General features: G+C 45.9%; 3 protein-coding genes. 1 reads left to right on the forward strand and 2 read right to left on the reverse strand.

All coding sequences use genetic code 11. From position 1 onward, the window contains the following. Positions 1 to 126: 126 nt before the first annotated feature. Entirely contained in the window at positions 127 to 10,650 is a 10,524-nt protein-coding gene (locus OP864_RS00785; protein ID WP_270099425.1) for a T9SS type B sorting domain-containing protein, read from the reverse strand. Between the two features lie 130 nt (positions 10,651 to 10,780). Here OP864_RS00785 and OP864_RS00790 point away from each other — a divergent pair, with 130 nt between their 5' ends. Continuing rightward, entirely contained in the window at positions 10,781 to 11,206 is a 426-nt protein-coding gene (locus tag OP864_RS00790) for a hypothetical protein (RefSeq protein ID WP_270099426.1), read from the forward strand. A 279-nt stretch (positions 11,207 to 11,485) separates the two neighbouring features. On the opposite strand, the gene OP864_RS00795 is transcribed toward OP864_RS00790, so the two are convergent. Beyond that, on the reverse strand, positions 11,486 to 12,001 hold the full coding sequence (locus OP864_RS00795; RefSeq protein WP_270099427.1) for a hypothetical protein: 516 nt from the start codon (positions 11,999 to 12,001) through the stop codon (positions 11,486 to 11,488). Positions 12,002 to 12,688: the final 687 nt, after the last annotated feature.

Raw genomic sequence — 12,688 nt, forward strand, 5'->3', positions numbered from 1 at the left:
GAGCCCTGAAACGTAGCGCCCGCAGCTTGCTGCGGGAGGCCCCAAAACCCCATCATTAGCCTGTTTTTGGGCATAAAAAAAGACCACTACTAAAGCGTAGCGGTCTTTTTTCTGTTGGCTCTAGGCCTATCGATGAATAATAATATATCCGGTAGAGGGGTCAGTGCCATCTCCATAATCTAGGACATAGAAATAAGTACCATCGGGTAGGTCGGCGCCGTTGAACTGGCCATTAAAGCCAGTAGGTTCGCCTTCATAGACCATATTGCCCCAGCGAGAGTAAATGCGGATTTGCATATTGGGATACTCTTCATCGCAGACGATAAAGATCTCGTCATTGATTCCATCGCCGTTTGGAGAAAGACCATTCGGCATGAGGCAGCGCTCTTCATATTGGATATCGAGGACCACTAGGGCCGTATCACAGATGGTGGGACAAGTGGCGTCACAAACCTCATAAGTGAAAGAATCGATACCAAAATAGAGGCGATCGGGCACATAATCAAAGGTATTATTCGCATTGATTGTGGCGATTCCGTTGAGTGGCGCATTCACCAACTGAACGCTAGCATTTGGTCGAACGGCATCATTGAGCGTCACATCCATTCCCGTGATTGAGTCGCGGAAATTGAGTGTAAAGGCATCATCTAGGGCATCGGGAGCGGGTTCATAGAGCACCTCAATACTATCTAGGCGAGAGGGACAACCATTTTCCGTTACCGACAAGCTATAGAACCCTTCAAGAGCATCGACCACCACCAACTGGCCCATAAAGGTCTGTTGACTGCTGCTATCGGCCAAGAACCAATTATAAACCGCAGTGGGGTTATAAATCGTGCTATCGGTCAATTCTAGGACATCATCCAAACAAAGCGGCTCATTGAAAGACAAGCTAGGCGTTTGTGGAGTAGGAATAATGCTAGCGGTAACTGCGCCCGTAGCGGTACAGCTATTTTGGTCGGTAACTGTAACGACATAGCTACCTGCGGCGGCTAGGCCAGCGGGGCTAATACTAGGTGTACCTAAAGTAGAGCTAAAGCCGTTGGGGCCCGTCCATTGATAGGTATAAGTAGAAGCGGGATCCGCATTAGCATCTAGATCTAGGGTACTATCTTGGCAAGGCGTGCTTGCCAAAGGCGTAAAGGGTAGAGGAAGCGGATTAACGACTACGGCCAAGGGGGCGGCAGAAGTATCGCGGCAACCATCTACAGTAATAATCATCGTATAATCGCCAGAATTCACTGTATCGATGTTGTTAATGATTAGGGTATCGTCATTTGGACCAATAGAAGTTCCGTTAAAGAACCACTGATAGTCAAAGTTCGTCCCGCTATAATCGCCAGGATTATCTAGGGTAAATACGGCTTGACCAGTGGCACAAAGCGGAGCATTTACGGCAATAACGGGAGGTGGCACTACATTCATATCTACAAACACACTATCGGTAGGAGAGCAACCGGGAGCGCCTTGCGGGCTAATCGTTACGATATAGAAGCCTTCATCGGCGGCTTGCATATTACTTCTAGTCGGGTTGGCTAAGGTAGAGCTAAAGCCGTTGGGCCCGGTCCATTGGTAATTGTAGTTAAAGCCAGTAGCTGGCGGGTTGGCAAAGAGCGTTAGGGTTTGGCCCTCACAAAGTGGGTCATTGCTCGTGGGCTGAGGACCATCGAGGACCACGGTCACATCAGAGATACAAACACTAGACACGCCATTCACATCAATGGCTGTTACCGTAACTGGCACCACCCCAATATCGGCACAAGTAATCACTTGCGGGTTAATGAGTACGGTATCAATACCACAGGCATCATTGGTATTTACGCCTAGCTGTTGAGCCGTTAGGGTATCTACACCAGAAGCCGTGAGGTTAACCAAAATATTGTTACAGTTTACCACAGGAGCGGTTGTATCGACAATAGTCACAGCAGCATAACAAGTATCAGCATTACTGCTAAAGTCGTTAGCGATCACCATAACCGTATCTTGTCCAACATCTGCACAGCTATAGTTCACTCCAGTAGTAGAACCATTTACAGTATAAGAGAAAATGCTACAGTTGTCGCTGCTACTGCTCATATCGATTACATCGACAGGGCGAACCGTTCCGTTTCCGCCATTATCTAGATAAAGCGTAAAGGCTTGGCAGCTAACCGTGGGGGCCAAATTATCTTCTACCGTAATAGTAGCCTGACAAGTTGAGGCATTCCCATTTGCATCTGTCACTTCTAGCTGCACCTGATTGTTTCCAATATTGGTACAGTTGTAAGTAATGGCCGTTTGGCCGTTAATCGTATAGCTCAAAGGACCGCAAGCATCGGAAGAGCCGTTATCTACGCTAGTAGCGGGCACCGTTACCGTACCGTTTGCATTCAATTGAACCGTAATATTTTGGCAGATCACCACAGGAGCGATATTGTCTTCTACAGTAATAGTAGCTTGACAAGAGTCGCGGTTTCCGGCGGGGTCTACCACCGTCAGGGTAGCTATATTTTGGCCAGTATCGGCGCAGTTGAAGCTAACAGAGGGTTGGTTATTGATCAAGTAAGTAGTAATCGAGCAATTATCATTGCTGTTATTGTCAATCTGTACTGCAGCAATATTCACATTGCCGAAGCTATCCAATTGGGCCGTAATATTTCTGCAATTGGCTTGAGGTACAATTGTATCGAGCACGGTAATTTGGGCCAAGCAGCTGGCAGTATTTCCAGAAGGATCGCTAGCGCGAATAGTATCTTGGAAAGTTTGGCCAATGGCGGAACAATCATATAGTCGTTGTGGCAAGCTATCGATAGTCCAAGAAAGGATACCACAAGCATCGTTTCCAGTAGCAAAATCTGTAGGCAAAACAGAAACATCTCCGTTGAGGTCCAGATAAACATTGCCGTTTGTACAGCTAATGGTGGGTTGGCTATTATCTACCACCGTCACATTAGATAGACACTGGCTAGTGGTCCCTTGATTATCTGTTACCGTAAGCGTCACTACATTTACGCCTGCATTACTACAATCAAAGCTAGCTTGTGCTTGTCCATTGATTTGATAGCTATTGATTCCACAGTTATCGGTAGAACCATTATCGAGGCTAGTAGCATCTACAGTACCTTGGCCTGTATTTGCATTTAGCGTGACCGTTACGTCTTGGCAAATCGCCACAGGAGCAATCGTATCGAGTACATTAACATCTACAGCACAGCTCGCCTGTTGGTTAGAGGGGTCTCTAACAATTAGGGTAGCGCCATTTAGGCCAATATTTTGGCAAGTATAGCTTTGTGCGCTAGTGTTGTTAATCAAATAGGTTTGGATCCCACAGTTATCATAGCTAGCGCTATCAATTGTTGCTGCGGCCACCTGTACAATTCCAGAAGAATCTAGGTAGACATCTACGGGAGTAGTGGGACAAACCGCTACGGGATCAATAGTATCTTGGACATTCACCACAGAAGAACAGCTACTGGGGTTGCCACTAGAATCCTGGACCGTTAGGGTCACCAAGGAATTTCCAATATTAGAGCAATCAAAAGTTTGCGAAGCTTGTCCGTTGATCAGGTAAGTAGTTACTCCACAGTTATCGGTAGAGCCATTATCCAAATCAATTCCCTGAACCACTACCTGTCCGCTTGTATCTAGCTGCACTTGTACATTGAAGTTACACTGTGCGTTGGGGCTAGTCACATCATTTACGGTCACTTGGGTGGTACAAGTACTAAAGTTACCACTAGGATCAGTTACCGTCAAAGTAGCCGTATTGTTTCCAATTTCAGAACAGCTATACTGATAAGAAGGCTGTCCATTGATGAGGTAGCTAAGCGGTGGTGCACAAACATCTGTACTGTTGTTATTGAGTGTGCTCGCATTGACCGTAGCCAAACCGTTAATGGCATCCAAGTTAACAGAAAGTGTTGCTCTACAGTTGGCCACAGGAGCCGTTGTATCTCGAACAATAATTTCGGTAGAACAAGTACTAGAGGTTCCAGAGCTATCGGTTACAGTAAGCACTACGTTTTGGTTTGTTCCTGCATCGGTACAATCAAATGTAAGCGCCGTTTGACCGTTTAGCAAATAACTAGAAGGATCTAAGCTACAGTTATCGCTACTTGCGCTATCTGCCTGAGGAGCTTGGACCGTAGCCAAACCACTGTTTCCATCTAGGAAGGCTTCAAATGGAGCACGACAAATAGCGTCGGGGGCCACCGTATCCAAAACCGTCAATTGTGCCTGACAAGTATCGCTATTGCCATAAATGTCAGTCGCCGTTAGGATGGCCGTGCGTACGCCCAAACTATCACAAGTATAAATTTGGTTACTCGCTCCATTGATGGCCAAGCTAACAGGACCACAAGCGTCAATAGATCCCCCATCAATTACAGAGGCGGGCACATTGACAAAGCCGTTTTGGTCTACATAAACAGTAGCATTTTGGCAAATCATAGTGGGGGGCAAAGTATCCTGAACCGCTAGGTTAGCCGTACAGCTATTGCTGTTGCCACTAGCATCAATTACCGTCAAAACAACATTGACTGGAGCAGCAATATTGCTACAGTTGAGCTGGGCGGGACTCACATACATACTATCAATACCACAGGCATCACTACTGTTGTCATCAATAACAGCAGGGTCAATCTGGGCCAAACCATTGGCATCTACATATACGGTAGCCGCCTGACAGCTTGCAATAGGATCAGTAACATCCTCTACAGTAATAATGGCCGAACAAGTATCGCGATTACCATTGGCATCCGTCACAACAATATTAGCCGTATTGGGCCCCAACTGACTACAGTCAAAACTGCGGTTAGCCGTACCATCATCAAAAAGAATAGAGTTGATGCCGCAGTTATCAAAAGAACCGCCATCCAAATCGGTAGCGCCTACAGTAACATTACCCGCTGCATCTAGCTGCACCGTAATAGACTGACAAACAGCTACCGGAGGCATAGAGTCAAAAACAGTAACGTTGGCAAAACAACTTGCCTGAATATTAGAAGAGTCATAAACTGTCAAGGTCACAAACTGACTTCCAATAGCAGTACAGTCTAAGATCAAACTGTCTTGGTTGTTTACCTCAAAATAGGCTACTGCACAGTTATCGGTAGAGCCATCATCCAATTGTTGAGGATAAAGCACTACTGTACCGCTGCTATCCAACAACAGCTGTACGTTCTGACAAGAAGCTGTAGGAGCTGTAGCATCCTGAATATTCAAGGTACTACTACAAGAATCTGTATTTCCATTAAAGTCTGTAGCATAAAGCGTGACCGTATTGGCCCCAATATGACTACAGTCAAAAGTATCCTGAGACAGCGCATAGTTCTGAATACCACAGGCATCATTAGAACCATTGTCTAAGGCAAAGTACTGAATCACCAACTGTCCGTTGTTATCCAAGTTGCGGAAGAGCGGCGTACGACAAACCATTGTGGGCGGAAGAGTATCATGTACCGTTACCGTAGCCTGACAACTATCCTGTAGACCAGCCGCATCTTCTACGACTAAGGTTACTGTATTGCTACCAATCTCTAAGCAAGTATAGTCCACAAAAGAACTGCCGTTAATGAGATAGTTAACAATCGTACAGTTGTCATTAGATCCATTATCAACATCTGAAGGCAATACCCGAGCATCGCCATTGATGTCTAGATAAACATCTATGTTCTGGCAAATAGCAGTTGGGGCAATGGTATCAATAATGGTAACGACCGCCTGACAAGAATCCTCATTGCCATTTACATCTGTAGCATAAAGCGTAAAGACATTGGGGCCAGCTACTGCACAAGTCACACTCACCGAAGCTTGACGGTTAATGGTCAAACTGAGTAGTCCACAATTGTCCGCTGTTCCATTATCAATATCTGAAGGCAAAATGGTCACACTACCATTCACATCCAAATAAGCATTGATGTTTTGACACTGCATTGTTGGAGGCGTTAGGTCCTCTACCGTAATAACAGCCTGACAGCTGCTGCTCAAGCCCTGTCCATCTGTTACACTAAGGGTTACCGTATCTTGGCCCAAACTGCTACAGTCATAACTCAAGCTGTTCTGTCCATTGATTAGATAACTTAAGGTTCCACAGTTGTCCGTAGATCCAGCATCCACATCAATGGCCTGAACAGTAACTTGTCCAGTTACAGCATCTAGCTGAACACTAATGTTCTGGCATCGAGCAACAGGCGCTAGGGTATCCAATACCGTCACCAAAGACTGACAAGTATCCGCATTTCCAGTAGAATCCGTGGCCACCAAAGACAAGAGGTTAGGACTACCCAGGTAGGCACAACTATAAATAACGGTATCCAAACCATTCAAGAAGCTCAAGGTCGGAGTACCACAGTTGTCATCACTACCATTGTCTACATCAGAGGTGCTTACCACCACTTGACCATTATTATCCAAATAGGCCAAAATGTTTCTGCAATCTGCAGTAGGAGCCAATTGGTCCGAAACGTTAATTGTCGCTACACAACTGTCTATATTACCCGCTGCATCACGAACAATCAAGGTTACTGTATTTACCCCAATCTGACTACAGTCAAAGGTCTGAGAGTTGCTTCCCGATAGACTCACTGCCGTTACTCCACAGTTGTCGGTAGATCCACCATTCACCTGAGCAGCCGTTACGGTAGCCGTACCACTACTGTTCAAGAAAATATCAATCGGACTATTACAGTTGGCCTGTGGAGCAATAGTATCTCTTACCGTCACCTGCGCAGTACAGAAACTAACATTTCCAGAAGGATCTTCTACCGATAGCTGAGCATTTACAGTCAAGCCCGCCTGAGCACAAGTATAGGTAAAGCTTGGCTGGTTGTTGATGAGTAGCGTAATAGGACTACAGTTGTCTAAAGACCCCCCATCAATATCTACTGCATTCACCACAGCCTGACCATTCACATCCAAATATACCGTGATGTTCTGACAAAGCGCTGTAGGCAACTGACTGTCCTCTACCGTTACCGTAGCTGTACAAGTATCTCTATTTCCAGAGGCATCTTCTACAATCAATTGAGCACTATTGGTCCCAATATCAGCACAACCATAAGTTACTGAGTTGGCCCCATCAATAAAGTAAGTCGTAATCGCACAGTTGTCTGTAGAACCGCCATCAATATCGGTCCCACTCACTACCGCCTGCCCTGTAGCGTTCAAGACCACCCTAATGTTTCTACAAATCGCATTGGGCGCAATAGTATCCAATACCGTAATCTGAGACTGACAACTAGAAGGATTACCCGCAGCATCCGTGATTTCTAAGGTGGCCAAAACTGGCGTTCCCGTCAAAACAGTCAAACTGCTGCAGTCATACAACTGACTAGCCGCATTGTTAATGGTACTATCTACAATTGCACAGTTGTCTCCACTAGCAGGGTCAATAATGTCTATAGGGTATAAGGTGGCTTCCCCATTCTGATCTAGAATAGCCGTGTCGGCCTGACAAAGCGCTAAGGGAAACTGATTATCATTAACGACTACCGTTGCCGTACAAGAGTCTGCATTGCCAGCATTATCACTAACCACCAAGTTGACTGTATTTGATCCTAAATCATCACAATCAAAGGTAACTTGACCTGCTCCATTGAGCTGCAAGTTGGTGGTTCCACAGTTGTCTGTACTTGCACTATCTATGGTCGTTGCCAATACAGCTACCTGACCAGAGGGGTTGAGACTAACGTTCAAAGGACGAGTCCGACAAACCGCATCAGGAGCAAAGGTGTCTCTTACTGTTACTGTAGCCGGACAACTATTCGCATTGGCATTGGCATCTGTTACCTCTAAAATGACGGTCTGCGCACCAATGTCCGCACAGCTAAAGTTGACTTGCCCACCATTATTTACCGTATAGTTGATGATCGCACAGTTGTCCGTGCTGTTGTCATCTACATCAGCAGGTACAACAGTAGCCAAACCCGTAGCATCCAAATAAGCATCAATGTTCAAACATTGCGCAACTGGAGAAGTCGTATCCTGTACATTCACAATCGTAGAACAAGAGTCTACATTAGAAGAGCCATCTGTTCCGATCAACCAAACGGTATTGTTGTTCAATTGCGTACAATCAAAGTTAATAGAAGGCTGACCATTGACGGTCAAGTTCAATACTGTACAGTTGTCAGTGCTACCATTGTCTATGTCTGCAGGCACTACCGTGGCCTGACCACTAGCATCCAAAGGCAAACTAATGCTCGCCTGACATTGCATATCTGGAGCCGTTTGGTCCAATACTTCTACAATAGCCTGACAAGAGTCTAGGTTACCCGAAGCATCCTCTATCACTAAGGTAGCTGTATTGTTCCCCAATTGACTACAGTCATAAGTTACCGCAGCCTGCCCGTTAATGCGCAAAACAAAGGCAGGACAGTTGTCACTGCTACCATTGTCTATATCTGCTGCATTCACTACAACTTGGCCACTCACTGGGTCCAGACTCACACTAATGTTCTGACAAATTGCCGCAGGGGCTACCGTATCCAAAACAGTAATGTCTGCCTGACAAGAATCTAAGTTCCCCGAGGCATCCTCTACCAAATAAGATACAGTTTGTACCGCTCCTACCGCCGAACAATCAAAAGTAAGACTGGCCTGGTTGTTAATATATTCATTGACAATACCGCAGTTATCCGATGAAGGCGTTCCCGTATTGTTTACATCTGCCGCATTGACAAGGACCTGACCCGAAGCATCTAGATATACCGTGATGTTCTGACAGTTCGCTACAGGAGCGACCGTATCCAATACAGTCACTACAGATTGACAAGAGTCAATATTCCCCGAAGCATCTTCTACGGTTAAGGTCACTGTATTTCCATTACCCAGTTGCGTACAGCTATAGCTCAAGTTCGCCTGCCCATCGATCAAAAGAGTGGGCGAAGGATCACAAACATCCGAGCTACCATTGTCTACATCTGTCGCACTCAAGCTAGCCTGTCCGTTATTGTCTAGATAAATGGTAGCGGGCTGGCAAATGACCGTGGGTGCAGTGGTATCTCTTACCGTAATCGTAGCCGTACAAGAGTCTAGGTTACCAGAAGGGTCGGCTACAATAATCGTTACTGTATTGGTCCCGAGGTTACTACAATCATAACTTACTGTAGTTGCCCCCCCAGAATAACTAAAGCTCAAAGGAGAACCACTGTTATCCGTACTCAAAATACCTACGCTATCAGCCAATAAGGTCGCATTACCCGCAGGATCAAGATCTACTGTAAGGTTTCTACAAATAGCTGTAGGCGCTGTAGTATCCAAAACCGTCACCAAAGCCGAACAAGTAGCAATATTACTTCCCCCCTGCGCCGCAGACTGTGCCTCTACAACTGTCAAGGTCACATTGTTAGGCGAGGCGGCAATATTGCTCGCATTATAGGTTATTGTTGTTGCCCCATTCACCTGATATTGCAATAGGTTGGAAGGGGTACAAATATCATTACTTCCATTATCGATAAAGCTACCATCAATGGTTGCATTACCCGTATTGTCTAAGTAGACGGTAGTGTCTTGGCAAAGAGCCGTAGGCGCAATAGTATCAAAAACGACAACTCTGGCCCGGCAACCGTTAATCGGCCCAAAGGTCTGTACGTTTCCAGAAGGGTCTGGCGCCTGAAAGAAAATATTATTGGTCCCTTTGTTCGAACAATCAAAGTTGCGAACCGGCCCAAAGGTAAAAGGAAAGTTTACCTGCTGAGAAACCAATTCATTGCTCACTCCACAAGCATCTGTAGCCACAATGGCCGCAGCCGCATCATAGGCCCCCACTCCCGTATTGTCCAAATAAATGGTGTCCCATACTGCAGGATAAGCCGTACAGGCATCAATAGTTGGTGGCGTAACATCCTGTACCGTTACATCGGTAAAACAAAAATCAGTATTGCCCAATCGGTCCGTTAGGGTCATCTGTACCGTAACCGGCCCAGCCCCTACATCAGCACAACTAGCCGTAGCAGGAGAAAATACCGCCGATTGCAAATAACAAGTCGTATCCGATCCATTATCTACATCTATAAATTCATAGCTGTGGTTTCCACTAGCATCCAAAGCAACCGAAGCCGTAGCCTGACAAAGTGCCGCCAAACTACCCGGCGTACAAGCCGAAAGCTGAATACAAAGGTTCTCTACACAAACCGGAGAACTCCCGCCCCCATCATGAATGACGTTCAAGCTCCAACTCCCCGCAGGGTTCTCGCCCCAATATGCCGATAAAGGCTGGGCCGCCGCATAGGTTCCCGCAGCAGGAGTCGCCCCCTGTACCGCCCCACCAAAGGCGAAGGTCGTCACTAAGCTATTTACCGCCGTAGTTCCACTATAAGTCGCTCCCCCCTGTGCCGCCGTCTGTACCAAACGGACCACGGTCCCCGTAGGAGAAACTAACTCAAAACCTATATCCGACAAATCAACTGTTCCCCCTACCCCACTTCCGCAGGCATTGGGCACTACCGACCAGGTCAATTCTACTTCCACATCAGCAATCTGCTGACCCGGCGCAAAATCTCCCGGAGAACTAAAGACAACAGCCCCAGAACTAGCCGTTCCAGAAGCTGTTACCGTATTTCCTGTTACACATCGCTGTACTGTTTGCCCCCAAACCGTAAGCGGTATGCTTACAGCAGACAGACAAAAGACCGCAAGAATCATTAACTGTTGTAAAGGTCTGTTACTCATATATTACTTAGGTTGCTTTTTTTAAATGGCATCTTTTCCTACCACTTTGCCGACAAATTTACAATAAATTTGTAGAATCCGCCCAATCTCTTTCGCTTGTTTAATTTATACTTATTTAACGCATCTTAGCATGAGTTTGCCGCCTCTCCCCCTTTTTTTCCTTTTCTTTTTCAGCTTCCTTTCGGCCTGCCAAGCGCCCAAAACTACTGATACGAACAAAGCGCTCCTTCAGCTTTTTGAAGCCGAAAAAAATGGTCCCAAACATCAAGCAGACCGACGCCTCCTTCAATTTAAACATCTTTGGCAAAAAAGCGAATTAAATGACTCACTCTGGCCTCATACTCTCGCTTTTGTGGTCTCCCAATATGGCCCAAAACAACTCTATAAATGGCGCCAACAAGATCCCCTCCTCCTCGCCCTCAAAGATAGCCTCGCCCAGCACCAACTCCTGCCCTACCAAGCTATCCAATTAGCCAAAAAGGATTGGCCCTGCCTGCAAAATCTCTCCCCCAAAGAACAAAATTATATCCACCAAGCGCTCTTTAAAACTAATTAAGCCCCTCTATATAAGAAGCTTCATCTTCTTTTTTTGGGGCCTCAGCTGCGGCTTCGCCTTGCTGCGCTACGCTTTGGGGCTCGCAGGTCTGCTCGGCCCTGCGTCGCCTTCGGCTCCTTGGTCTGGCCTAACGGCCACCCCGCCGCATCGCTAGGCCTGCGGCCCTTCGGGCCTGTAGGATGGATATAACTAAAAAGCCCCCGCTTCCAAGATAGAAGGCAGGGGCTTAGGTTTTCAACTTCCGCAGCTTTTAAGCTGCAGGCCAAAATAATGATGAGCTTAACGGCTAATAATTGGGTTGTCATTATCCACCGTATCATCATCGTTTGTAGATGAAGAGTCAGAGTTTTCTACTGTTTCTTGCTTCTTTGAAGATCTTTGTCCCTTAAAGCGTTCGCTGAGACGGTCATAAGCCGTTTTTGCACCAGGTACACTAGCTTCTGCATAGGCAGTAATAATCTTGTAAACAAAAAGGCTATTGACATAGGCTTCGCTGCCCGAGAGGGCTGCCGTGTTTTTTAGTGCCTTTAGAAACTGCTCCATACGCACAATAAACTGCTGAAGCTGATCAAAGAGTCGTAGGTCATTTGAAATTTCAGTCATGTTGATGTGTGCAGGCATGCTAAGGTCAAGGTAGTTGACCACAGAAATAGTTTCTGCAACAAAGCGATGATTGTTTACGCTAATGTGGTTAAGCTTACGAATTTCTTCTTCATCAAGCTCAGTGAGAAAAGGAAAAAGCATTTGGCAGTCATTCAAGAGCTGCTCAGCATTTGCGAAATCGGCGTCAGTCATAAATGCAGACACACGATTCAAATTGAGATTTGCCATAAAATCATGGGTATTAAAGTTTATAAATAAGAGTTATAACTCATTGTACATTACAATTATAAGCGTATACTTTTATAGATGCAACTATATCTTTAATTTTTTACGACAAAAAAAATTAGTCGCATTGATTTAAGTAGCCTACTTTACAACTTAAATTTTACCGAAAGACTTTATATATCGACCTTTGACGAGCAAAAAAGCCAGTCTACAAAAGAGTAAACTGGCTTTTTCATTAACCTCACATTAACATTTTTTCAGGACCTAGAGCTGAGCTGTTTTATGCAATTCTTTGATAGTTAGATTTTTTTGTTAGCTTTTTGTTTTGGAAAAAGCTCGTATTAGTAATTTTTTTAAGCTGGCTAGGTCCGAGAGTAAGCTGGCTGGGTCCGAGAGTAAGCTGGCTGGGTCTGAGAGTAAGCTGGCTGGGTCTGAGAGTAAGCTGGCTAGGTCTGAGAGTAAGCTGGCTAGGTCCGAGAGTAAGCTGGCTAGGTCTGAGAGTAAGCTGGCTAGGTCCGAGAGTAAGCTGGCTAGGTCCGAGAGTAAGCTGGCTAGGTCCGAGAGTAAGCTGGCTAGGTCCGAGAGTAAGCTGGCTGGGTCCGAGAGTAAGCTGGCTAGGTCCGAGAGTAAGCTGGCTGGGTCTGAGAGTAAGCT

The sequence above is a fragment of the Saprospira grandis genome, assembly GCF_027594745.1.
Lineage (GTDB): Bacteria > Bacteroidota > Bacteroidia > Chitinophagales > Saprospiraceae > Saprospira > Saprospira grandis.

Bases quoted from the DNA above. Each gene is read 5' to 3' on its own strand.
- OP864_RS00785 (WP_270099425.1), bottom strand. From the start codon at position 10,650: ATGAGTAACAGACCTTTACAACAGTTAATGATTCTTGCGGTCTTTTGT.
- OP864_RS00790 (WP_270099426.1), top strand. From the start codon at position 10,781: ATGAGTTTGCCGCCTCTCCCCCTTTTTTTCCTTTTCTTTTTCAGCTTC.
- OP864_RS00795 (WP_270099427.1), bottom strand. From the start codon at position 12,001: ATGACTGACGCCGATTTCGCAAATGCTGAGCAGCTCTTGAATGACTGC.